A 25,407-nucleotide genomic window follows, 5' to 3' on the forward strand; every position below is an offset into this window, starting at 1 on the left:
TTTTTGAGTAATATTAAGTAACAAATTATAATTAATTATATAGTATAGTCTCCTACAAGAATGTAAGTTTTAAAAACTTACAAATTTTTGGGTAATTATTATGGTCAGAAAAAATCCAACAAGCCCACTGAGAAAGGGGTTTGACTTTCAGGATTTATGGATTCTTAAACTGTTTATGGATTGGATAAGATATCCTTCCAAATATAAAAGGATCAATTTCGAGACTAAACCTGAGGAGATAGAAGGAGACTTTTATTTCGATGATATTGTTTGTTGTGATAAAGACGATAATTATTCTTTCTACCAATTAAAACATAAACAGAACCCAGATACGGATTATTGGAAATGGGATGAATTTTTAAAACAGGAAAAAGGAACAAATGGAAAAAAAGATTCACTTTTTCAAAAATGGTTCAAATCATATAATGGCAATTCTGAGAATATTGCTTTTATAGAATTTATTACAAATGGATCTCCAGAAAATGATCTTAAGGAATGTATTTTAGACAACAAAATCGATATAGTTTCAGTAAAAAGTTCTTTTCCTCAAGTTTATGAGAAAATCGTATCTCAACTTAATGATGAAGATGCAATTCACAACTTTTTTTCGAATTTGAATTTTCTGTTTGGTCAAAAAGATCTTGAAGAACTCGAAATGGAAATAAAGGAATTCTTTTTTAATGAACTAAGAGCTACTGGTAATGGAGTAAATAGTCTGCTCAATAATTTGCATAAGGAGTGCGGAAAGCAATATTCCACGTCTTTATATATTGAACACATACTCAGTTGGTGTGAATTTGACACTCCTGAACTTTTGGAACAAAACTTTGGGATTCCTGATGACTTTGAATTTTTTGATGCTCATCTCCAAAATAAAATACTAGCTGATCTTGCAACTCCGGAAGGTGGAATTAAAGTATTTTGTGGAAAACCCGGAAACGGGAAGAGCACTTATCTTTCAAAACTTAATCAGGTTTTAGTGGAAAAAGGCGTAGTTGTTTTTAGACACCATTACTATTTGTCTTCTAAAGACCCAAGCCAAAATGAGAGGTTAGTATCCCAACGTGTAATTGAAGGTATAAAAGCCCAATTTAAAGAATATCCAGAAGAACTTGGATGCTTAGCAAACAAAAATTCAATAAATATTTCCTTAAGGGAATTTATTTCCCAATTATCCCATTACTTTTATGAAAAGAGTCAATCTTTTGTGATAATTATTGATGGATTGGATCACGTTTTAAGGTATTCAGATTCATCTGAATTAACAAGTTTTCTTAAAGAGATTTGTTTCCCCCAATCAGGATTGTGGATTATTTTTGGGACACAAGAAATCTCCAAATGCTATTTGCCTCAGATGGTTTTTGATAAGTGTCCAGAAGAACAATGGATTGAAATAAAAGGACTAAATGAAGCCTCTGTAAAAAACATTATTCTCAAAAATAATATCAAATTAAGCCTCTCAATTCACGAATCCCAAACTGAAACATTTTGTGAAAGAATCTATGAATTAACTAAAGGCAATCCATTACATCTTAGATATACTCTCCATCAATTGAAAATTAATTGCAAAAATAGTATCGTTACAGTTTATGATTGTGAAAATATTATTCCTTATGAAAAGGATATCGAAAAATATTATGCTGCTTTATGGAGGCAACTCTCAGATGAGAGTAAAACAATAGCTCTAATCATCTCTAGTGTGACGTTTAGTTTTCATGAAAAGGAACTTTTTGAATTACTCTCTTCGATCGCGAGTTCTCCCGTTGAAATAAGCAAAGACTACAATTCTATATCACATTTGTTAACTAATAATAAAGGGCTCTTATCTATATACCACAACAGTTTTGAACTTTTTGTGTTAAGTCAACGTGAATTTGAACAACAAAAATTGGCTTTAATGAAGGAGATAAAGAAATGGTTAGAAAAATCTGACTATGAAGATTTAAAATGGGCAGAACTGAAAAAACTTGCTTATGAACTTGGTAATCCTGAAGGACTTCTTGGAATTAACAGGGAATGGCTTATTGAAGCTATATGTTATCCAAGATGTTGTGAAGGAATTATTTTTCAGCTTTCACTAGCAACCAAAGCTGCTTTTGAAAATAAACTATTTGATAAAGCTTTTGAATTAGAAACTCTGATGGAATATTATGTAGATTCTTTCAGATTTCGTGAGATACCAAGCTCTAAAATTTGGCAAGAATCCTTTAAAAGAAGAAATCCCGATGTTTCGGACATTGATCTAGAAAGACTTTCGTGGGAAAAGATATTTAGGTCTCAAAATAGGGATACAAACGCTGATTTTGTCTCATCTCCTTCTAAGCATATTCAGTTGATATCTGAAATCTCTGCAGAGCGAGGAAATTTCGATGTCATCTCTGAAGCGATAGATAAACTTTTCGAGATGCATAAGGATTTAAAAATTTGCAATAAAGAGGATATAAATGCCGAAATTCCTCAGCTGTTTATTTCTACCATTGAAACTATATCTTTAGACCATAGGCATGATATGAATAAAGTATATTCCTATATTAGAGAATTTTCTTATTATGGTTGGTCAACAGAGTTTTTGGGGATATATGCTAGTTCTCTACTAAGAACTTGTCAAATTTCAAAAATAAAAGAGTTAATTGAACTTGATATTGAATATGCAGAAAGGCAGGAAATTTTGGATAAATGTGTAGAAAATGATCTTGAACTAAATAAACAACGATTTTTGGATTTGGTATTTAACAGTAAACACGAAAATTTAGACAACCTGTGCTTATTATATTTATTATTGAACGGAAAAGAAATCAATTATATTCCACCTCTTCCTCTTTATGGAGAATTTCCTTATAAGGTTCCAATGCTTGAAACTGGAAGAAGAATCGAAAGATCAAAGATCTTTTCTGATAACTTTATTTTGGGATTAATTTATGGGATATTAAATGAAGATTTGGATATTAAATACTGGATTCAAAATATCCAAAAAAGATGGCCTTTAGAGATAATTTCTCAGATTTTTACATCTTCTTTAGAGATTTCAAAGAGTATTGTGGAAAAACAAAATCTATGTTTCAGTTGTTTATTTGAAAACATCAGTAAAGTCGACTCGCTAAGTTATCCTCATAATAGGGATTTGTATGAACTTCAAGAATGCTTTCGAATAGCTTTGTCCCAAATTCTAAAAGTAATTTATTTTTCTAGATGTAAGTTAGGTTTCCCTTCTCTATTTGATTGTATTGGATTGGATAACGTAATTTTTGAGAGAAAATACTATAATGAGAATGACTTGCTTCAATTTTTGCTAAGTTTTGATAAGCCATTAATTTCAAATGAAATTTATATTAAATATGTTTCTAATGAAAAAAATCGGTGGATACAGGAAATCTTAAGTTTTTCCGAGAGATCGGAGTATTATTGTGGTTTGGCAAAACTTGCGGCTATTCATAAAGATGAAATAAATCAAGATTATTTTCTGAAAGCAGCCGCATTTAACTTATTAGGATATGGTTACCATAAGGATATGTATCTTGATAGAGTTTTAGATTCTATTAAACTATGTGAAAAAGTTGGATCTTCGAGTATAGAAAATTGGATCCAAAGGATATCTCCAGCTATTGAATATATAAATGAATATACAGATCAAGATCATACCCGCTATTTTCCTATAGATTATGCAGAAATTTTGTGGACGCATGATCCCAAATTACTTTATAAATATTATTTCTTTATTGCAGAGAAGAAAAATTGGTTTGTGGCTTCTTATATTTTTAGATATATTCTGCGATCTTTGAATTTCAAGCAAGATGAAGATATTTCACTCGCTTTAACGGCTTTAGACGAGTATTCTTTAGATGAACTTAGATCTATGGCAGAGGAGAATACTGACGTTAAAAAGGTACTAGAAACTATTCAATTCTCCATTGGAAAGATAGACTATCCTAAAAATGAACCCTCCAATACTTATTTGGAACCTCAAGCTCACGATTATTCATTGGTAGAATCTGATACACTTTTTGAATTTCTTAAATCTTTTGAGTCCGATTGGGAGAAAGATAATTTTTTAGTAGATTGCATTAAATTTTGGTTAGATGAGCAAAAGTACGATCTACGTGAAATCTACCAAATACTCATTGAATATGTAAATGAGCGTGGATTAAAGAACGTTTCATACAATTTATTGGATGTTCTATTTCCTTTAGCATACGAATTTGATAACGTTAAGGCTTTTGAATATGTTTGTTTAGCCCAAGCAAAGAGTTTTGGATGGTCTTCTTACTTTACCGATAAGACAAAAGCTGGTGAGAGGTACAGGTTTATAAAAGAATATTATTCTGAGAGATATATGGAATTCTATAGTGAAAGCATAAAGAATTCTTTAAACATTCTAGATAGAAAAGGAGATTTTTTTGTCCCTATTCCTCGCTCAATAGAATTTTTTTACATATTTGAAGAATATGAGTTTATGGAAAAAATAACCGATGTGAGTGTTAAATTTGTCGATTTTTTAATGGGAGATCTAGAGTTTCCACCTGTTAAGTGGGCAGATACTAGAGACATCGATAAAATAGACTTATTGCTACAAAGACTAGAGTATCCAAACGATTTTGTAAAAAAAGGGGCTAGATTAGGACTAGATAAGTTAAAGAAGAATCCACTAAAGAATGAGATAATTTTGCAAAGAATAGAAAGCAATAAAGAGTAATTCTATTAGATTTTTCAATATCTTTATTTTTAAAAAAAAGAAATACATTTCCTTTTTTAAAATCCAACTGATTTTCAAACCGGCGGCGCAATCGGAAGATTTTCGGGTGGCTAGGAAAGAAATATAATAAAAAAGTTATATCGACTGGCTTTTTAAATTCTCAGTTTACTTTTGTCTTCAATTTTACCGGTACAACTTTAAATACTCACAAATTAAATGTTACTCTGGTAAAGATGGAAGGCAAGAGCATGAATTATACGGTTCTGATCGAGCAGGACGAAGACGGGATATATATTGCAAAAGTTCCTGACATCTCTGGCTGTTATACTCAGGGAAAAACGGTTGAACAGGCTATGGAATGTATAAAAGAAGCGATTCAGGTCTGTCTTGAAGCTGAGGAACTTGAAAATGTTACAGGCAGTGCAATGGGAAGATTTTGATGGCGCTAGGCCGGAAATATAAAAAAAATTATACCCCCTGGTTTTATTGATTTACATGTTGTCTAAGATGAGTTGACAGATTAGGCTGCTAAATATCTTTTTTCGTTTATTCTGGAAAAACCGCGTTTCAGTATGGAAAATAAACCTTTTAAAGTACTTGCCCTCTATTAAATATTAATATGCGTGCGCTTATATATTTTTAGGTATATGTTTTATTGCAATAAACTGCTTGTCTGATTGCAGTGAACTAAAAAATCAACAGAATGAGATCATTAGTTGTTAAAGTTCAATTTAAATTCCAGCTTTTATTCTACTTGATGCTGTACCTCAAGAAAATAAATCCTTTATAAATTTCAGGAAACTCAAGGAATCAGGATTTTACAAAATTGGGTTGAGAGTACATGAAATGGGGGGGCAAACTATACTTAGGATCTTTAGCTTTTGTAGCTCTTCTTTCACTTTTAATTGTCTGTTTATATTCTTTTATGTCTCCTTCCCCTATTAATTCCCATACTGAGTATGCATATGTACCAAACGGAAGAAGTGACAATTTATCTGTAATTAACACAACCACAAACGAAATTGAATACAGTGTGGATCTCGGAGATGATCCGGAAGGAGTCGCAATCACGCCTGATGGAAAAAAGGTATATGTAACGAATAGTCACCTCAACGCCGTTTCTGTAATTGATACAGCAACCAACAAGGTTATAGCCAAGGTGCCTGTTGGCGATAATCCTGTCGGAATTGCAGTCAATGGTAAAAGAGGAATGGTATATGCGGCGAATTTTTACAGCAATAATGTCTCTCTAATTGATACCACTATAAACAAAGCCAAATACCATTTGGATGTAGAAACCAATCCTGTGGGAGTAGCAGTTAATAAAAATGGAACAAGGGTATATGTGGCGAACTTGGGCAGCGGTACAGTGTCAGTGATTGATGCAGATGCCCGCCGTGTTCTAAAAAATGTGAATGTAGGACCCAATCCTTATGGAGTTGCAGTCACACCGGATGAAAAAAAGATATATGTAACTCACGCTAATAGCGATAAGGTCTCTGTAATTGACGCAACAACAGACAATGTCACAGTAATCAGCATAAGTAATGCAACAGAAAGTTTAGATTTGTCGCCTTCTGGAGTTGCAGTTAGTCCTGACGGAACCAAAGTATATGTGGCAAACCATAAAAGAATTATTAAAGGAAGTTCTGACACTCCTAGTGGTACTGTCTCTGTAATTGACACAGCAACGGACAATGTTATAGCCAATGTGACTGTAGACAAATGTCCTTGTGGAGTTTCAGTCAATAAAGATGGAACAAAGGTATATGTGGCAAACAGTGAGAGCAACACTATCTCAGTAATTGACACAACAAATAACACTGAAATAGCTAATGTGCCTGTAGGAAGTATGCCTTCTGCTTTAGGTCTTTTTATAGGTTCTCCTCCACAAGTTCCTGAGCACAATGCCATCCGGGAATTTATCAGTAGTATTATTGAATCAGTCTATGGAATCTATAACAGAATTAATGGCTTCATTAATGGTGTTCAAGGATACATTCTCGGAATCCTTACCCTTCTTTCTAAGAAAATATTATCAATTTTTGATAAAATATTATCAGACTCCATATCACCCAGCATAACGGAGAAATTAGAGCCCAGAGTAAGGAAGAGATTAGAGCCTTTCTTACATAAGATATTTAAAAAGAAATAGTTCCCTCTTTGTGTTCTCTGCAACTCTTTTTGCACCCTCAGCTTTCTAATTAGATGTTTTGGGGTATCCTCTTCAAATTCAATGGAGAATTTTCCAACTCGAAAACTATTCAACAAATTTACCACACAGTTATAAAGTTAAATGTGTCGTTTGAAGCTGTTTATTAAACTTAATTAAATTTTTAGTTTTTTAGCAAATACATGAAATTTACTTTTACCCATACAATTTGAAGAGGATACGTTTTGGGCTCTATAGAAATCTTCTGAAATAATGAATGTGACGCAGTAGGAAGATTTGAGAGGGGCTGGGGCGGAAATATTATAAAAAAATTATATCGATCCGGCTTTTTAAATTCTCAGTTTACTTTTATCTTCAATTTTACCGGTACAACTTTAAATACTCACAAATTAAATGTTACTCTGGTAAAGATGGGCAAGAGCTTGAATTATACGGTTCTGATCGAGCAGGACGAAGACGGGATATATATTGCAAAAGTTCCTAACATCTGTGGTTGTCATACTTAGGGAAAAACGGTTGAACAGGCTATGGAACGTATAAAAGAAGCGATTCAGGTCTGTCTTGAAGCTGAGGAACTTGAAAATGTTACAGGCGGTGCAATGGGAAGATTTTGATGGTGCTAGGCCGGAAATATAATTAAAAAGTGATTTAAAACAAGTTGCTTTTAAACTTAGAAGTCTCGATATACTCTCTTTCTCGAATCGACGCTGACAATAATTACGATAATCTCTTCATAGTCAATCCGATAGAGAATCCTGAAATCTCCAACTCTTATTCTAAAAAGCTTTTCGCTGGTGCCGTAGATTCTTTTGGCATCGTGGGGAATCGGATCTTCAGCGAGTTTTTCAATGGCTTTGAGAATTCTCTGGCTGTTTTTTGGATCGAGTTTTTTGATAAAGTTCTTCGCAGAAGTATCCAGAAAAATCTCAAACATGTTAGAGCCCCAGTTCTTTCTTGAACTCTGAAAGGGATGTCAGTTTTTCTTTTTTCTGGTGCTCATAGCTTTTATCTACGAGCTTTCTTTCCTTATCGGTGAGTATACAGTCTACGTCTACCATATGCTCTCTTATGTCTGTCAGTTGTTTTTTGATAGAATCGAGTTCCTTTATCACTTTCTCCTCAAAACCAGCCTCAACCATAATAAATGGTTAATATGAATCTTATTTATAGGTATGCTTTCTCTGATATACCTGCTTATCTTTTAAGACTCGTGCGTGGCTTTTCTGCAGTTTAGATGGGGTCAAAACAGCTTGATTTAAGCCGAGAAAAAAATCTCGCTGACATATGCTTTTAAAACTAAAGAAACTTCAACTCTGCGGCGCAATAGTAAGATTTGAGCTGTGCCGGGGCGGAAATATAATAAAAAAGTAATACAAGCTTATTTCTTATTTAGAAGTCTCGATATACACACTTTCTCAAAACGATTTTTTCCATACTTTAGATAGAATATAGAAAAACGTAATGGAAATCTTCTAATACATCTCTTCTGAATTTATATAGTCTAAATGGAAGTTTAGGGGCGTGTATATGAAAAAATACATCTACTTCACATTGTTTATTTTGCTGGTTGCACTGATTGTCGGGGTTTTTGCCGGATCACAAAATGATAAAAATGCTTCTCAGGCTCAACCAACTTCGCCGCTAAATACCTTTAAGTCAGCCTACCAGGATATTGCATGGGGAACTAACGTTCAGAAGCATTTGAATATACTTAAAACAGATCTGGACGGTGTATCCAACGCTACAAACAATTCTGATTATGCCACACTCGCGGTTTATTCACAACAAATAGTAAATGATACTCAGAACGCCATTCAGGAAAATGATCAATATACCGTATCTCCCAAACTCCAGGATGCGCAGAAAGAATGGAGGGCGGGTCTTCAGGACTATAACTCTGCAGGTCAGTTTTTGTTACAGGGAGCAAATAAAGCGAAAAACGGTACTTTAGGAGCTGAAAATTTCCAAAAGGCCAGAACATTTCGCAATTCCGGTACAGGCCATCTTGAAAAAGCGTCTGAGTTAGCAGGAATAACGTGAACATGTTTCTTTTTTGAAGCAGGGAAGATATAATCTATATTTCCCCCAAAAATATTAATTATTGACGACTTATTAAATGTGATTGGACGGCAGGAATATGGAAATTTTGTGCTATTCTTTATCCCTATGAAATTAAGCTACGCCAGAGGATCTCTGAAGTCGATTTCTTCCCCCCTTCTCAACTGATTTCGGATAAGAGTAAGTTTGCTGTCTATTTTTTTGAGGCTCTTCAGGTACTTTTTTTCATCCGGTGTGGTTTTTAATAGTTTTGAAATCCCGCCATTTTGAATGACCAGTCGCTGATCTGCCGATAGAGCCAGAAGAGGATCATGAGTACTGATTAAAACAATCTTGTTATTACTTATCAGAAGCTCCAGAGATCTAATCTTGTCAACGCCTGCATTCTCAATCTCGTCGATCAAGACAACAGGTGCCGGACTGAGAAGTGCGGTATCTGCAATCATCAGAGCGCGTGATTGTCCCCCTGAGAGCTCTGTAACAGGAGTTTCTCTGCTGAAAGGTTCTCCTGCCAGAATGTTTGCAGTATCATATATTTTCTTAACAATATAGGATATCTCATCAACCATACGGCTCTCGGCATGCATGGTCAGAAACTCCTCGACACTGAGATCCATAACAAAGTTCATGTTCTGTGAAAGCTGTGCGATAAAACGCCCCTCAGTTGAGAAACGCTCCTCATCACCTGGAGATCGGCCATCAATCAGTATTTTGCGGCCGGTGGGAGTATCCTCCTGAGCCAGAGATTCAATATCAGCCAGAAGACGTGACTTGCCTGATCCTGTAGGACCGACAATTGCTGTCACCTCGCCCTTTTTTAGATCTACCGAAAAGGCCTCTTTTTCACCATTCTTATTATGTCCTGGGAGCACACTCAAGGATTCAACTGTGAACCCGCTTCCCTGTTGAAGAGCCCTGGCCTGCTCCATAAATAGAAAGAAACCATCAATAAAGGTGAGAGAGCTGCTTCCCTGCTCGATAAAATAATCTTCACCAAGTATCGAACCCAGCTCTTCCAGTTTCTTGTTCCCGAACTGCAAGGGATCAATTGCAAATGAAGAGAAGTAATCCTCTATCCAGGGCATTATCTTCCTGAGTTCATTTATCGTCATGTGAAGCAAATCTGTCCGCAATCTATTCTTCTCCTCTGAAATTTACCAGCTTTGAAACACCAATCTGCCTGTCATCCCCAATTTTTCTCTCTCCAAGACAGTATGAACATAGAGCTCCGGGCATGGTAAATCGAAGTGTAGCTCCTTGAAGGGTTTCTATTGCAGAATTTTTTTCCATAAGTTTTGCAAGATAGAAACTACCCTGTCCTGTAACACCATTAATCTGAATTATCATTCCCCTGGGGTTAACCTGTCTGACCCTGTATGCAAAGACCTCACGCTCTGCCTGGGAAACAATATCCCCTTTAGTAATAACAACAATGTCTGCAAGTTTTAACATGGGACCGATTTTTTTAGGTGTGTTGACACCACTCAGGTTATCAATAACACAAATTGCCAGAACATCCTTAATATGCGGAGAACATCGGTTGCAGAGACCGGCACTCTCGGTAATCAGAAAATCAAACTTCCTCTCTTTTGCCCACCTGAGGGCTTCTTCAATATTGCTTACAAAAAAGTGGTCAGGACAGAGCCCTCTGGAGAGCCCGGTTCTGACCGGAATATTGTGAGTGGAATAGAGCTCCTCATCCTGAGCCGAGAGACAGTCAAATTTTACCACACCGATTGTGAAACCCTTGTGTCTAAGCTCTTCGATGGTCTTGATAATGATACTGGTTTTTCCTGACGATGGAGGACCTGCTACTGTAACAAGCCTCACACAATACCACCAGTTTCCTTAAACTGTTTATTGAAAACCTCTTCAACCTCTTTTTTAAGTGCTCCTATGTCAGTATTCACCAAGAAGTCCCAACCCAGCCAATAGAGTGAATCAACACCGTTAAGATTATTGTCAACTTCAGGATTTGTTGTCGGGAAAAAGGCTCTGGCAGAGATTTCCCCAAACTCCTTTCCACAGAGAAAATCCGTTATCCCCTTAACCCGCTCTACTGCACTTCTTTTAACCAGCATCTGCACAGGGCTTACAATAGCTCCTTCTGAAGGTATATTGATCGTTATCCGGGATTTGTCCTGAATTTTCTTAGCAAAGAAGTAAGGCATGATATACATGGGCGGTACATCATCTTTTTTGCTGTCTATCATTTTGACCATCTCAGATGGATGGAGTCCTGTATATACTGACGAAGCAAGCTTTTTAATTCCCTCCATACCGTACATCCGGTAGAACGGGAGAAGTACTCCGTTACAGAAAAAACCATCCTGTCCCCTCATAATAACCTTGTTCCGGTACTCATCTTTTAAAAGATCTTCCCAGGATTTTGGTTTTGTATCATCCTTCATGAGTTCATCTATTGTAACCAGAACAAGAAGGTTTGCAGAGATCATGGTAAACTGGCCGCGGGGATCGGCAAAACCTATGGATTCAAAATCAATGTTCATAGGGGATGAAGCAAGATTTACAAAATATTCCTTATTAAGAAAATTCTCCTGGAAGGGTTTATGGTAGAAACTGTTAATATCAGAACTGACAATTATGTCCGGTAGTTCGTCAATCGATGTAATCAAATCGATATAGGCATAATACGAGAGCTCATGATTGACATTACCTTCTACAAGAGAATGGAGCACATTATTCATTTGTCTGCTGTATTCAGCTGAAAAGTCCTCAAATGTACGGTTAAAGGGCATCTTCATGCCGCAGGGCAAAAGGGCAAGAAGGGTCAGCTCTTTTTGTCGTTCCGGGGAATCTGCAAGGGTGAAATCTCCTTTTGCTTCACTATCCAAAATAGCCTGATTCAAGAGCTTAATAAAAGAGTCTTTATTCACCGATACCATTGATAGGGCTGTTTTCAATTTTAGTAAAGGTCCAAGTTTTTCAAGAACTTCCTTGTTTTCAAATTTCCTCATTCCATGCTGTTTGAATATTTTTAGTAAAAAAGGATATTCACTTAAGATCTGGTATATACTCATTGTTTCATTAATTACTTTCATATCATTTCCCCTAATATGCCTTTGAGCAGTATCTTATCTCCCTGCATGACAAAATTATAATTTTTAATAATAGTATTTCCATCAAGGAAAAAACTTATGTTATCATATCTTATCAATTCCACATTTACACCAGCTCTTGTTTTTTTCTGTTTTGTGGGATGTCAGTTATTCCAATACAGATACAAACATATAAATATTTTCATCTAGGAATTGCTATTCCTATGAGCTCCTCAAATTAGCTCATCATTCCCCCTGCTCTAATTCGATAAACATTTACCTCACACGTAATTTGCAAACGAATTTGGATTTTTGACACCATTTTGCAAATTCGAAAGTAACATCAACTGATACACTAAAAAATTCATCATAACATAGAGTCTCCTGCTCTCTTTTTTTGAAGTAGGGGAGATCTATAGAAAAACTGTTGCCCTTAAGCGGGGTTCTGTTTTTTCCTTCTTTTGTCGTCATTTTACTCCAGCATACCTTTAGATGATCACAAAGAAAATATATTGACATGGAGAACGCTATCCAGCACAAAGAGTTGTTCAAAAAAGTTCTTCCTTGAAAAAGAAGGAGCAACAAAGATAGCGATTTTTGGCTCTTATGCAAAAGGAAAAGAAAAGCCGGAGAGCGATATCGACATTCTTGTAGAGTTTTCTGAATCTTAAAGTTTGCTTACTCTAGTCAGGATTGAGAGTGAATTGTCAGAGTTTGGAGTAAAAATCGACTACTTATCGAAAGGTCAATAAGTCATACCTTATTGACGGAATCAAAAAAAAGCAAAAGTAATCTATGTATGAAAAAATGACCCTGTTTACCTCAGCCACATTCTCAATTCAATTGAATATTGATAAATAAACTGAAGGTCTGGATAAAGACTATTTTCTATCCAGTAACCTGGTTCAGGATGGAATGATCAGTCGAATTGAGATCACAGGTGAACAAAGTTGCTATCAGTTACTCATTTTCCAGGCTCTATAATTTTCCAAGTCATCTTTAATAAGGCTAAATGCAAAAGCAAGTACAGCGACATCATCCACAAATCCGATTAAAGGAATAATATCTGGAGAAATGTCAATTGGACTTATGAGATACAGGAGAGCGAATGTTATCACGAATACTGTTTTCTTGGGAACCGGGTATTTCTTATTAAAGGAATCTGATAACATCGAAAACAATAATTCCAAATAATCCCAAATTTTCCTGAGATCTGTCGGGCGGGAACGAGTTCTTCTCACTGTTTCAGGAAAAATCATGCTGGTATCAGAAAGCTGATTCGGATTGACTTTAAATTGTTCAAGATTTGCTTCAATTTGCTCTGTTCTTACATCATAGATTTTATCCATGATAATCCTCCAGTCTTAAAGTGGATTGTATGTTTGGTCTCTTAAATTAACTCTCAAATTGGATTTTTTTGCATCAATTGAGACAATTAATGGTCTTTCCACGAAAATAATTCAAATTTTGCCTGTAGAAATCTTAACTTGTTGCATCATCATAAAAAAGATTTTAAATCAAGTACTCCTTCCGGTTTCTGCCAAAAATATAGGTGCACTTAAAATAATTAAATGCAAATAAAAATAGTAGTAATAAGTATATTAAGTTTGTTGAAGTAAGTCAGGTTTGACAAGTGATCTCAACATGAAGAAGATCGTAAGGACGCGGTTCAGACCACTACAACATTAAGCTTGAAGGTCTGCTCCTCGCCGGTTTCTTTCTCCCAGGATCTCTTGTATATTCCGTTTATCTGCTGCTTGCCTGTAGCCACGGCTTTAATTTTCCATAAATGAAACCCTGCAGCACCAACAATGAATTTTTCACCTTTTTTAGAAGATTCCGGGGAATAATATTTATCCGAGAGCAGGCCAAGTCCTTTGCTCAGGCTAAGTTCCCAGGAATAGCCCGTACTTGGGTTTTCCTTAAGCATCAGGTAAAAACTGTCTCCTTTTTTTAGATATATACTCTTTCCGTCATCAGCTTCGGTTATTATCTTATGATGACCTGTCGCATGAGGCGTAGAACATACAGCTGCTGGAATCGCTGCCATAATCAAACATATTATTAAAACCATTATTCCAAGTCGAGTTTTCGACATCTTATCACCTGTTACTTACAGTAATTTTCTAAATTATTCCGGTTACACACCTTTATTTTGCGCATACTTTGAATTTTATAGGATCTTCAAAACTCAGATTTATTTTCAGCACAGAATGGCTACACTAAATCAAATAAGTAAAAATAAAAATATCTCCATCCTTTTATTTTCTAACTAGCAGAAATAAATTCTAATAGTCTTTATGTATATACCTATGACTGATAAATATATATAACAGATAGAATAAATTGTCCTTACAATAAATCTTTATTGAATAATGCCAAAAAATTATCGAATTGGAATACTATTTTCAACAAAAAGTTTTTTAATTTTTACACCTGATGCTTATATTTAGAAATGTACATCAATTACTCACTCAAAAATGAAGAACCAGAAAATAATTATTTTCTCTCTTTGTGTTTTCTAGTTGATTTTTGCATTCTATTTCAGGTGGTAGCTCTCTATTTTCAGATTAACAGTTCCTGAGTCCAGTGGGTTAACATGTACCTGATAAGTTCCGTTTTCTTTCACAGTAAACTCTGGATGGTAAGGAAGGTAGTCTCTTCCAGAGTGCGCCAGCGTGAATGTATTTTGAAATGCAACATAGGAGCCTTTGCTTATTGTCACATTTATTTTTTCGGGGCCTTCAGGATTCTCGATCCAGAGTTTATAATTCACACCTTCTGTAAGGTTGGTCTGAAAATCAGATTCATGTGACACTGATTCCGAAATGATATCATCTTCACCTCCTCGAAACGCGACAATGGTATAAAATATCACAATGAGTATGTAAAGCGGTATAAGACTTCTGGACTTTTTCGGTTGTTCTGGCATCTTTCTCCCTCTTTCAGCAGTTTAAGGGCTCAGATAACTTGCATCTCTCTTCCTTCCATTGGAATTTGTTTTCAATGTATCTTTCTTCCTATTGCTTCCGTGCTTGCTTCCAGGCTAGGGTCCGGCTTTACTTCGGATCCTCTGCAACGCGCAGAACAATCTTTCCGCGTGCATGGTGGCTTTCGCTCATCTCATGAGCTTTCCGTGCATCTGTCAGAGGAAGTACAGTCGTCACGATCGGCTTGATTTTCTTTTCGTCTATTATGGCTGCGATTTGAGCAAGTTCTTTTCCGTCAGGTCGGGTCATGAGAGTTTTTGCACGTACTCCATATTTTTCGGGATTTCCCTCAGGAATACTGGTTACAGTTGTTACCAGGAATCCACCGGGTTTTAATACGCCCCAGGATCTCTCGAACGTATCTCCCCCTATCGTATCCAGCACTACATCCAGATTGCTCATGACATCCTCAAACCGCTGGTTCTTGTAGTCGATTGCCTCGTCAGCGCCTATGCTTTTCAAGAATTGGGCATTTTCACTCGACGCAGTACCGATGACATAAGCTCCTTTCCATTTGGCGAACTGAACTGCAAAAGTCCCAACCCCTCCCGCAGCGCCGTGGATTAGCACGGATTGCCCCTTATCGAGTCCGGCAATATCAAAAAGTGACTGCCAGGCAGCCAGTCCGGCAGTAGGAATTGCTGCGCTTTCAATGAATCCAATGCTTTTGGGTTTTTGCGCCACCTGTGTAGAATTGACAACAGTGTACTCAGCATATCCTCCCTGCCCGATCGAGACTTTAGCAAAAACTTCATCCCCTACGTGGAAGGAAACTTCCCCTTCCCCTACAGCGTCTACAATGCCTGCAACATCCAGTCCCATAATTGTCGGCAAAGGCAATTCACTTATATAGCCGCTGCGTATCTTCCAATCCATAGGGTTGACTCCAGCTGCAATAATTCGAATCCGAATCTCACCCGGACTCGGCTTGGGTTCGGGAATGTCCTCATATTTCAGAACTTCCGGCTTTCCAAACTCATGAATTTTTATCGCTTTCATATTTTCACCTCAAAAAAAGTCTCTTTAACGAGTTATATCCCCATATCCCTCGTTTTATCCTCTAAATACAAAGTATGTGCCTTTACGTATTGCTGAACACCAAGAGAGTCCCTTACATAAAAAGTTCGTTCTAACGCTTTTTGGCACAATTTTATCGATTATAATCTCAGTTCTTTTGGAATAATATTGATAAAAGGAAGCAGAACTCCTTTTTTCTTCAAATCAACCCCCTTAATTTATATTTTACTTATTCTATTTTAATTTTCCCTATTTCTTTAACAGGAATTAAAAAATCCTATACTTCTCATATTATTTAGTCAAATTTAAGAGTTTAAAAATTAGGGGTTAAGTCCCAATTCAGGTTTTTATTATTCCGGAAAAGCAGAAAATTTCATTTTTTCCTAATTTTATATCTAAGTTTCCAGCTTAATTTTTCACTTCTTTTTTCTAAATCCTTGCCTGAACCACATGATTGCAGCATAAACCAGTGTAAAAAATCCTGCTGCTATCATCAGTCCAGCAGAAAAACCGGCTTCCTCCAGTCCGGGGTTATTCTTTGAACTTCCAGATACAAGCAGCAGGAGTGATACCAGAAAAGGTGTGAAAAGCAGAATTTTCCCTATTGTTTCAAGAGCATGCAGGTAATCTTCGGATTCCATGTATCATAACTCTCCTTACACAATTTTGTTCTCTTTTAATTATCATTTTTCTATCAAGTGTTTGTTTATTTGGTTTCGAGTATTGCATGCTATATTTTTATGGGAAATATTCTGCTTTATGAACAATAATAACCTTTGTGAAATTTTGTCTCACATTAGATAAGTTTCGAACTCCTGAGTTAATTTTATATAACAGTACTATTTTTTTATATATGTATTTGATTTCAAAATTCTAAGTGTTCCGGCTGAAAAATGCTATCATTATACGCATTAATAACAGTGGGACAATCATTTAACTCGGTTAAATAAATAAATAATTGAGAAATTTTTGCTGAGAGTTTTTTGGTCTCTGGTCTTCTTTTTAAAGACTGATCTGTAAGTCTGGAGTTTACAGGTAAAAGAGGTTCAACTCCTAAAAACTCGAGTCAATCTCAGTCATTTAGGGTTCCAGAATATCCTGTAATGCCTCACATAAATTTCTCCATATCAGTTTACTAACTCGAATGATTGGTATAAAAACAAAATCTTGTTACTCGATCCAAAATGTTACTACGGTGCTTACCATGCGGCAAATAAAAGGAAAATGCATAATTGTCTTTTTAGTAATTCTAGCTTTTCATCTGATTACTGCAGGGAATGCAGCAGCTATCGCAATTTCTGTAAATAACGGCGCAGGTCAGGTTGCAAATTTCACCTCGATCCAGGCTGCGGTAAATGCTGCAAATCCAGGAGATGAAATAATTGTCAAGCCCGGTATCTATGAGGAGAATATTAAAGTTACCAAGTCCCTATCTATCGTTTCCGAATCCGGAAATTTCTCCAATACTATAGTAAGGGCAGCCAACGGTTCTGAAGATATTTTCAGCATCTGGGCAAATGGCGTAAGCATTAAAGGCTTTAGTATAAATGGGTCCAGTTCCGCTGGAATCCATTTTTTTGGAGCTATTGATTGCCATATTGAAAACAATAAATTATCTAACAACGGCTGTGGTATTGATCTATACATGTTCAGTTCAGGTAATCAGATCAATAATAATGAAATCTCAGACAGTTTGACGGGTATTAGCCTTGGTGGCAGCTCGTATAACAATATGAGTAATAATTCAATCTCGAATTGCGGTAATGGAATTTCACTTTTTGATTCTCCTAATAATAAATTAGAAAATAACTTCGTTTCAAAAAACAGTGAGGGTATCTCTCTCAGTGGCGAGTCAAACGGTAATACCTTGATAAATAATATTGTAACCCTCAATAAGAAACTGGGACTGCATATATACGAGACTTCTAACAACCTGATTTATAATAACTATTTCAATAACATAGTTAATGTAGAACCCGAACCGGTTTCACGCGTAAATATCTGGAACACGACCAAAACTACAGGTACTAACATAGCTGGCGGTCCTTACCTTGGAGGAAATCTCTGGGCAAAACCCAATGGTACTGTAGTGTATCCTGAAGGAGTCAGGGACGCTGATCTTGATGGGATCCTTGATGTCCGGTATAACATTGAGGGCAGCGAATTCATAGATTACCTTCCCCTCACAGAATCAAAGCCAAATACAATTATTGTAAGTAACAGTGCAGGTCAGGCTGCGGATTTTGTTTCTATTCAGGCTGCAGTAGACAATGCATCACCTGGGGATGTAGTCATTATTTATCCGGGCATCTATAGAGAAAATATCGATGTACCCGTGACGAATTTAACTCTCATCTCTGCATCTGGCAGTCCTGCAGATACCATAGTTAAGGGAACCAGCAGTGAGGATAATGTTTTCTACGTTACTGCGGACGGAGTGACAATTAGAGGATTCGGTATAACAGGACCTATAAATTCCCCCTATGCCGGAATTCGTCTTAATGGAGTTAAGCATTGCTATATTGAGAACAACCAGATATCTGACAAATACAACGGCGCTATTCCAAATCCTTCAAGTGGCAGCATCCCTATAGTTGGCAATAATTCAAGTTCAAATGTAGAGATAGAAATTCGTCCGGAATCTTCAGATTATAATGTACTAAGTAATAACATTGTGTCAGGTAACGGTATCTCTCTCCTCCTGCGTAATTCCAGCGAAAATACAATTGTTAATAACAGTGTGTCTGACAGTAGTTACGGCATCTGGGTAGACTCTTCTAACAATAATACGCTGAATGAGAACAACGTATCATACAATAAAGCCGGTATCTATGTGAAAGTTTCCAGTGGAAACATGCTTAACAACAATACGGCGTTTAATAATAGTGACTCAGGTATCAATCTGTGGAATTCAGGTGAAAATATATTGAGCAATTCCACGGTATCGAACAGCAATGTTTGCATTGTTCTGCACGATTCCAGTGAAAATGTGCTTAATAATAATACAGTATCTGACAGCAACTACGGTACCTGGCTATACTCTTCCAGCAATAACAATAAACTGAATAATAACAGGGCATTAAATAATAAAGTCGGTATCTATGTGAAAGCCTCGAGCGGAAACGCGCTGACAGAAAATATTGCACTAAATAGTACTGCATCTGGAATCAATCTATGGGATTCTGTCGGAAACACATTAAATAGCAATATAGCCTCGAGAAATGAAGTTTCTATCTCTTTACAGAATTCCAGCAAAAACTCACTTCTTAATAACACGGCAACAAGCAACATTTATGGTATATGGCTCGGTTCTTCCAGCAATAATAAGCTGGATGATAATACCGCATCAAACAACAAATTCGGTATTTATTTGAAAAACTCCAGTAATAACGGGTTGTCAGGCAATTGGGCAAACTCGAACTCCAGGTACGGTGTCTATTTAGGTTCTTCCAGAAGTAATATATTGACTAATAACAAGGTTGTTTCAAATTCAGAATACGGTTTCTGTCTTATGGACTCAGGAAACAGCTCGATCTTCAATAATTTATTCAATAACACAAACAATATTTACTTCCAAGGTACAAATCCCGGAACCAGCTTGAATACAACCATGACCCAGGGAACGAATATTATCGGTGGGTCCAACCTTGGTGGAAATTTCTGGGCTACACCAAAGAGAAATGGCTTCAGCCAGACCCGGCCAGATAAGAATGGCGATGGTATATGTGATGTAGCTTATGCCGTGAATAAAGAATGTATTGATTATCTGCCTCTTGCAGGTCCTCGTGTCACGAATTAATTTTGAGTGATGCGAAAGGAATGTTGTTTTGACTGTCAGGCATACAGGCAGTGGGATATTTAATAATATGACCGGAAATCCTGGGCTGTACAGCTATGTGAGGATAGTTTATTCTGGGCTGTACAAGCTTTGAGTGGAATTTATCCGGGACTAAACAAAACTGCTTGAAGAGGATTGGAAGGCAAATTTAAAGTGCATCCTTCCAATCACAAGATATATGGGAAATTAAGTTTACCGATGCAGCCTGGCTTTGCAAAAATCTGAAAAGAAGAGGAAATAATCAATCACTTTGAATTTTCTTTGGGCTTTCTTCCAGGAACTTCTGGAACCACACAACATCAAAATACGCTCCGAACTTTGTTCCGACAGCTTTAAACCTCCCACATTCCTCAAATCCATGTTTGAGGTGAAAATTCAGGCTGGATTCATTTTTCGAGGAAACATTTGCAAGGAGGCTTCTCATGTTCTTTTTTTGAGCTTCTTGGCACAGAGTATTCAGCAGCTTTGCTCCCAGGCCTTTTCTTGTATATTCTGGTAGTATAAAGTATGAGAGTACACCCGTATGCAGGAAATTATGGAAGGGGAAATAAGGCCTCAAGGTTCCGATACCTAATACTTTATTTTTTCCTTCGATTACATAAAAAGGAAAATGCTCATTTTTATTCTGTCCACCCTTATTATGAAGATTCTGGAAAAAATCCGGCCCTACAGGAGTTTCGAGATAGGCTGCAAAACTGTTTTCAACGTAATAATTAAAAATTTCAAGCATTTCCTGAACATCTTTCGATGTAGCTTCTCTTATCACAAAAGTTTTGAACTCATCTCTTTCCTGCATGTACTATATAATCTGAATATAGATATTTAACTTTTCTTAATTAGTGGAGCTGAACCCGTATGAGACTGTTTTCTACCTGAACCTTCTTATTCATCATGATTTATATTTATAATTTATTTTCGGTGAGAATATATTTATATACTCATGTTATTGTAGTAGTTTCTGTATAAGTAATCCAATTTGATCTATGTTTCAGGCAGGGCTTTGATCGTTTTATGGGGTATAAAAGTCCGAAATTCCAGAATGGTCATGTGATTGATATGTTTCGCCTGGTAGTTCAGTCCTGAAAATAAAAATACAAGAGAAGATACCTTCTCATTGTACTTCTACAGAAGTGAAAAATAGATGTTTCTTAAACAAAACAAAATTGTAGAAAAGATATGTGAAATCCCGGTTACACTTGCAGATGTTTCTGAAAGCATCTTCGCAGGTGTAAGCACAAAAAATGGTTTGCTTCACAGGCTTGTCTTTCCTGAAGAAAGTGATTCTGACTCATATTATCTTTGCGAAGGCCTGTGTAAACCCGTATTTTTAGAACCAGAACTTGTCTATCCGTATGTCTCAGGGGCTTTTTCCGAAAAATTCGCATTTCGTCCTTCACCTTATCTTTTTATGCTTCCTTATAAATTTTCCGAAGACAAAACAGAATTTGATGTGATCCCCCCAGAAGAGCTGGAAGCAAGATTCCCTATGGCTTACGGAAGAATTCTAGAATTCAAAAGAGAGTTCCGTCACGATGTCTCTCCCCTTAACTCTGCAGACTATAGTATAAAAGGAAGAAAGTTTCTGGAGTATTTTAATACTCCTAAGATCATTGCCACTGAAGGCTATCATCTTCAGGCCGCATACGACGCTGTCGGAAATCAGGTGTTTGAGGACGGCTGCGGTATTGTTCTTAAAGACCAAAGTAAATATCCTTATGTTACTGCAGTTCTTAACAGTCCGATTGCCAGGCTTTTTCCCTCAGTCTGTAAGTCTGAAATGATGTACTCGAGTTATGTAGCTCCTACAGTCCTGAGACGTTTCCCAATCGTATTTCCAGATAACAGGCTTACTGAAGATCTCATAAATACTGTCTCCAGTTACCTTGTGTTCCTAAACAGGCAGAAATGTTCAACAGATTACGGAGTTCCTGACTGGCTTAGGGAACTTACAGGTTTCTACGAGCAGATCTCAAATCTTCTGGTCCTTGACACCTACTTCATAAACGATCTTGATACAGGGCTTCTCGATGCCCTTGAAGAGAATATTCACCCATACGCCGGAGATATGGATTCTGAAAACAGTGATAGCCTTCTGAGTGCGCTATATTACATAAAAAAACAGATTCTTGCTTCAAGTTCCGGAAAATATAAATTTAATATGGAGTTACCTGGAATGCTCAGTTTCTCTCAGAGCAGAGACGAATTCTGAGCAACTCTTTTTGATTTTATCTCAAAAATGTCAGGTTTATTTTTACCACAATTCTTAACTTTTTTATTCTTCATTATTTTACATTTAGATTTTTATGAATAAGTTTATATATTTTGACCTCCCCTACCCAACTGGATAAAAAAATGCTCTCAGGGCAGAAAAGTTAGTCCTCCAGTAAAATCATTGAGACCGTGACAGACAGCTTTGTGTTTTTAATGGATTTAATCTCCAGGGCTCCATGCTGCGGGGTTCTGAAAGTAAATACAGCGAGTTATTCCCTCCTTAATGCTCGAAAATTCTTGAAAAGAACAGCCCTGAGAGAATTAACCTTCAAAGGTCGGAATAAATATTTTTTAAAACAATATTATAATTACGTTCCAGTCCTGCAGGCTTGTATTCTCCGAGAACACATTTCTGTTTCCGTTTTTTGTTTTTAACAATAAGGCGGGGAGTTCCCTTACTATCAACAATTTGTTGGTAATCTTCGACAAACAGGCTTCTGAGAATCAATGATAGATGACGGAAATACTCGAAGGAAGCCCCCGTCCTCAAAATTCTGAGCCGTAAGGCAAAGAATTTCAGAAAGAGTTGTTCACAATAGTGGTATCCGGCAAAGAGAAACCCTTTGAGACTTCTTCCTCATTAACTCCTTTTTTGAATCCGAATCATTTCATGAAAACCTTATATTGTAGTTTTTCAATACTTATTCAATAGACACAGGAGGTCTTTGATGTCTGAAGTTACTGTTGTCGAACTTAGTCCTCAGCGCGTGCTTGGAATGCGTAGGAAAGGAGCATACAGGGAAATTGCAATAATGCTTCCCAGAGTTTTTGAATTTGCTTTCAGTAAAAATGTTCAGATTGCTGGATATCCTATTTTTCTGTGCCATGAGATTACGCATGAAGAGGTTCAAAAGGCCGATAACGACGAAAATGCCGATATTGAAGTTGCAGTGCCTATCTCAGGCAGCGTTGAAATCGCGGGTAACGAGGAAATCCGGGAGTATGAACTTCCCGGAGGCAAGATGGCAAGGATTGTTCATAAAGGTCCTTACGAGGAGTGCAGCCCAACTTATGAAAAACTGTTTTCCTGGATTGCAGAAAAAGGAAAAAGAATTATTGGTCCCATTCGCGAGATCTATTTTAATGATCCAAGGGAAGTTCCGCCTGAAGAGATACTAACTGAGATTTATGCGCCTCTCGACTAATGTAGAAAAATTATAACGTCCTTTTCCTGCATATAATTTTATTCTTTTTCCTTATTTCCTACAGCTGCTTTTCTTCTCATATCAGCTGAGATATGTTTTAACTTTTACATTAAAAAGTTCTTTGTTTTTCAACTTAACACATAAATTTATATACTTAGTTTTTGTGTAATTATTACAACATTTAATACTTTTTAATTTTATTCCTGACTCTCCCTATTCACCTCATAATAATTGAAAAAAGGAAGGTAGTCCTATCAGCCTGCAAATCTCCACCGCTGCATTTCCCTATGTGGGAGCATTAATCTTTTCAGGGCTCATATCAACTTTGCTTGCAATCAAAGCATACAAAGCCTTCAAAAATCGTAAGATGCCTTTTTCAAAATATTTTATACTCATTATGTTAAGTATGTCTCTTTGGTCCGTGAATTACGCTTTTGAGGTCGGGTTCATGGATATTGAGGTCAAATATTTTTTTGCTCGACTCGAGTATATAGGGATCGCCTTTACTCCGGTAGCATGGTTTCTATTTGCAACCGAATATTCAGGGATGTACAAGCAATTCGTGAGAAAGTATGAGAAAGTATTTTTCGTGCTTCCTTCTCTTGTAATCCTATCAATGTTTACGAACAGTCTTCATAGACTTCACTTTAAGGGTTATTACCTGGATATGTCAGGAGATTTTCCTCTCCTCGTGCTCATACATGGACCCTTTTTCTGGATCTTCTATATCTATTCCCTTATTTTAATCATGCTGGGAATCTTTTTCTTCTTCGAGCAGTTCATCCGTCTAACTGCGCCCTACAGGGCTCAGGCAGCAACTGCTCTCACTGCGGCCTTTATTCCAGTTCTGGGAAATACTCTACATATTGCAGATATAGGTCCCTTTGAATTCTTTGATCCGACTCCCTTTACATTTACAATTACAGGTTTGATCCTTTTCTGGGGCATCATGCAGTACGAGTTCCTAAATATTATTCCGATTGCTAGAGGAAGTGTAATCGAGTCTATGAATGACGGATATATCGTAGTAGACCTTACAAATACTATAGTGGACATCAATGAAGCAGCTCTTAAACTGGCAGGAAAGAAAAGAAAGGATGTTGCCGGAATAAATTTAAAAGATCTTTTCGGGGAGGAAATAGATCTTTCTCAGAATGAACCTCATGAAGGCGATTTAAGCAAGGAAATCTCCTTAAAGAGCGGTCTGGATACAAAATTCTTCACTCTTAGTGTCAGTCCCCTCATGACCAGGGAGAATGCAGACGGCAAGCTGGTGATGATCCACGATATCACTGAGATTTACCAATATCAAGAGGCCTTAAAACAGGCTAACAAAAAGATAAACCTAATGAGCAATATTACCCGGCATGATATTCTCAATCAGGTGAATGTGCTTTCCGGGTACGTCGAACTGATTTCGGAAATTCTTCCTCAAGATGTCAAGAATGAGCCTCGAATAGGGAAGTACTTGAAAAATCTCAATAAAGGCATTGAGACAATCCACAGCCAGATTATTTTCACCAAAGATTACCAGGAGCTCGGGGTAGTTTCCGCTACCTGGCAGTCTATCAGTGGTACAGCAAGAGAGGCAGCGTTTCCCTTTTCCGGTCAGAGCTTGAAATTCTCCATCGAGGAAAGCGAACTGGAGGTATATGCTGATCCTCTGCTTAGAAAAGCCTTTTACAATCTGTTTGACAACGCAAGGACTCACGGAGAACATGTAACTGAAATCAGTGTTAGTTCTCGCAGGGCTGAGGATAGTGTTGTAATCGAAGTAAAAGACGATGGCATCGGGATTTCTCCTGCAATGAAAGAACTGATTTTTGAGAAATCCGTTGGAAAAAACACGGGTTTGGGGCTTTTTCTCGTCAGAGGCATCCTTTCCATTACGGGCATGAAAATAAAAGAGACCGGAATTGAGGGTGAGGGTGCTAGGTTTGAAATTACAGTACCTCCTGGCAACTGGCATGCAATTTCTTCTTAATAATAAACAAAGATGCCTGGAAAGTTAAATATTCTGTCAAAACCCGGGTATTTAAAGTTTATATTAGTCTATTTTCCGATTTTTTCCTTCCAGTCTATTATAATATCTTGTCTAATAATATCTTGTCTAACCTCGGTGAAGGGTTTTTAATTTATATAATTTATATACTTCTCTCAATATAT

Annotated in this window: 20 protein-coding genes and 1 pseudogene; 9 read left to right on the forward strand and 12 right to left on the reverse strand. The window is 36.8% G+C overall.

Annotated elements, in window-relative coordinates:
* Window positions 1-100: 100 nt before the first annotated feature.
* The 3 genes from RG963_RS09660 to RG963_RS09670 all read left to right on the forward strand — a co-directional run bounded on the left by RG963_RS09660 (window position 101) and on the right by RG963_RS09670 (window position 6,845).
* Entirely contained in the window at window positions 101-4,690 is a 4,590-nt protein-coding gene (locus tag RG963_RS09660) for a dsDNA nuclease domain-containing protein (RefSeq protein WP_310576058.1), read from the forward strand.
* 248 nt (window positions 4,691-4,938) lie between these two features.
* Window positions 4,939-5,130: a type II toxin-antitoxin system HicB family antitoxin gene (locus tag RG963_RS09665; RefSeq protein ID WP_310576059.1), complete on the forward strand. Its 192-nt coding sequence runs from the start codon at window positions 4,939-4,941 to the stop codon at window positions 5,128-5,130.
* Between the two features lie 401 nt (window positions 5,131-5,531).
* Complete coding sequence (locus tag RG963_RS09670) at window positions 5,532-6,845, forward strand: YncE family protein (protein ID WP_310576060.1); 1,314 nt, start codon at window positions 5,532-5,534, stop codon at window positions 6,843-6,845.
* Between the two features lie 688 nt (window positions 6,846-7,533).
* On the opposite strand, the gene RG963_RS09675 is transcribed toward RG963_RS09670, so the two are convergent.
* Both RG963_RS09675 and RG963_RS09680 read right to left on the reverse strand, forming a co-directional pair.
* Window positions 7,534-7,797 carry a type II toxin-antitoxin system RelE family toxin gene (locus tag RG963_RS09675; protein ID WP_310576061.1) on the reverse strand — a complete coding sequence of 88 codons (264 nt, stop codon included), beginning with the start codon at window positions 7,795-7,797 and terminating at the stop codon, window positions 7,534-7,536.
* Window position 7,798: 1 nt separating this feature from the next.
* Window positions 7,799-8,002: a hypothetical protein gene (locus tag RG963_RS09680; RefSeq protein WP_310576062.1), complete on the reverse strand. Its 204-nt coding sequence runs from the start codon at window positions 8,000-8,002 to the stop codon at window positions 7,799-7,801.
* Window positions 8,003-8,390: 388 nt separating this feature from the next.
* Between RG963_RS09680 and RG963_RS09685 the strand changes: the two genes are divergently transcribed.
* Complete coding sequence (locus RG963_RS09685) at window positions 8,391-8,903, forward strand: hypothetical protein (RefSeq protein WP_310576063.1); 513 nt, start codon at window positions 8,391-8,393, stop codon at window positions 8,901-8,903.
* A 137-nt stretch (window positions 8,904-9,040) separates the two neighbouring features.
* Here RG963_RS09685 and RG963_RS09690 read toward each other — a convergent pair whose 3' ends face one another.
* From RG963_RS09690 to RG963_RS16585, 4 genes and pseudogenes are all read right to left on the reverse strand, one after another.
* Window positions 9,041-10,033, reverse strand: coding sequence for an ABC transporter ATP-binding protein (locus RG963_RS09690; RefSeq protein WP_310576064.1), 993 nt, complete (start codon window positions 10,031-10,033; stop codon window positions 9,041-9,043).
* 22 nt (window positions 10,034-10,055) lie between these two features.
* On the reverse strand, window positions 10,056-10,751 hold the full coding sequence (locus tag RG963_RS09695; RefSeq protein ID WP_310576065.1) for a GTP-binding protein: 696 nt from the start codon (window positions 10,749-10,751) through the stop codon (window positions 10,056-10,058).
* Entirely contained in the window at window positions 10,748-11,983 is a 1,236-nt protein-coding gene (locus tag RG963_RS09700; RefSeq protein ID WP_310576066.1) for an ABC transporter substrate-binding protein, read from the reverse strand. The genes RG963_RS09695 and RG963_RS09700 overlap by 4 nt, the downstream gene beginning before the upstream one ends.
* Window positions 11,984-12,261: 278 nt before the next feature.
* Window positions 12,262-12,378: pseudogene (locus RG963_RS16585) on the reverse strand (ISNCY family transposase); the annotation flags it as partial.
* A gap of 63 nt (window positions 12,379-12,441) precedes the next feature.
* Between RG963_RS16585 and RG963_RS09705 the strand changes: the two are divergent.
* Window positions 12,442-12,651, forward strand: a complete 210-nt coding sequence (locus tag RG963_RS09705; protein WP_310576067.1) for a nucleotidyltransferase family protein — start codon at window positions 12,442-12,444, stop codon at window positions 12,649-12,651.
* A 285-nt stretch (window positions 12,652-12,936) separates the two neighbouring features.
* Here the strand turns inward: RG963_RS09705 and RG963_RS09710 are convergent, their stop codons facing one another.
* From RG963_RS09710 to RG963_RS09730, 5 genes are all read right to left on the reverse strand, one after another.
* Window positions 12,937-13,329 carry a YkvA family protein gene (locus RG963_RS09710; protein ID WP_310576068.1) on the reverse strand — a complete coding sequence of 131 codons (393 nt, stop codon included), beginning with the start codon at window positions 13,327-13,329 and terminating at the stop codon, window positions 12,937-12,939.
* Window positions 13,330-13,649: 320 nt separating this feature from the next.
* On the reverse strand, window positions 13,650-14,030 hold the full coding sequence (locus tag RG963_RS09715; protein ID WP_310576069.1) for a protease inhibitor I42 family protein: 381 nt from the start codon (window positions 14,028-14,030) through the stop codon (window positions 13,650-13,652).
* Between the two features lie 489 nt (window positions 14,031-14,519).
* Window positions 14,520-14,912 (reverse strand): hypothetical protein, encoded by a 393-nt coding sequence (locus tag RG963_RS09720; protein WP_310576070.1) that lies wholly within the window; start codon window positions 14,910-14,912, stop codon window positions 14,520-14,522.
* A 127-nt stretch (window positions 14,913-15,039) separates the two neighbouring features.
* The gene (locus tag RG963_RS09725; protein WP_310576071.1) at window positions 15,040-15,969 is read right to left on the reverse strand and encodes an NADP-dependent oxidoreductase; all 930 of its coding nucleotides are present in this window, start codon (window positions 15,967-15,969) and stop codon (window positions 15,040-15,042) included.
* Window positions 15,970-16,403: 434 nt separating this feature from the next.
* Window positions 16,404-16,628 (reverse strand): hypothetical protein, encoded by a 225-nt coding sequence (locus tag RG963_RS09730; protein ID WP_310576072.1) that lies wholly within the window; start codon window positions 16,626-16,628, stop codon window positions 16,404-16,406.
* A 563-nt stretch (window positions 16,629-17,191) separates the two neighbouring features.
* Between RG963_RS09730 and RG963_RS09735 the strand changes: the two genes are divergently transcribed.
* A complete protein-coding gene (locus RG963_RS09735; RefSeq protein WP_310576073.1) occupies window positions 17,192-19,786 on the forward strand; it encodes a NosD domain-containing protein in 2,595 nt (864 codons plus the stop codon).
* Between the two features lie 280 nt (window positions 19,787-20,066).
* Here RG963_RS09735 and RG963_RS09740 read toward each other — a convergent pair whose 3' ends face one another.
* Window positions 20,067-20,621: a GNAT family N-acetyltransferase gene (locus RG963_RS09740; RefSeq protein ID WP_310576074.1), complete on the reverse strand. Its 555-nt coding sequence runs from the start codon at window positions 20,619-20,621 to the stop codon at window positions 20,067-20,069.
* A gap of 345 nt (window positions 20,622-20,966) precedes the next feature.
* On the opposite strand from RG963_RS09740, the gene RG963_RS09745 reads away from it, so the two are divergent.
* The 3 genes from RG963_RS09745 (at window position 20,967) to RG963_RS09755 (ending at window position 25,225) form a co-directional block, all read left to right on the forward strand.
* The gene (locus RG963_RS09745; RefSeq protein WP_310576075.1) at window positions 20,967-22,034 is read left to right on the forward strand and encodes a hypothetical protein; all 1,068 of its coding nucleotides are present in this window, start codon (window positions 20,967-20,969) and stop codon (window positions 22,032-22,034) included.
* A 730-nt stretch (window positions 22,035-22,764) separates the two neighbouring features.
* The gene (locus RG963_RS09750; RefSeq protein ID WP_310576076.1) at window positions 22,765-23,241 is read left to right on the forward strand and encodes a GyrI-like domain-containing protein; all 477 of its coding nucleotides are present in this window, start codon (window positions 22,765-22,767) and stop codon (window positions 23,239-23,241) included.
* 289 nt (window positions 23,242-23,530) lie between these two features.
* Window positions 23,531-25,225 carry a histidine kinase N-terminal 7TM domain-containing protein gene (locus RG963_RS09755; RefSeq protein ID WP_310576077.1) on the forward strand — a complete coding sequence of 565 codons (1,695 nt, stop codon included), beginning with the start codon at window positions 23,531-23,533 and terminating at the stop codon, window positions 25,223-25,225.
* Window positions 25,226-25,407: the final 182 nt, after the last annotated feature.

This window comes from Methanosarcina baikalica (assembly GCF_031461075.1).
GTDB lineage: Archaea > Halobacteriota > Methanosarcinia > Methanosarcinales > Methanosarcinaceae > Methanosarcina > Methanosarcina baikalica.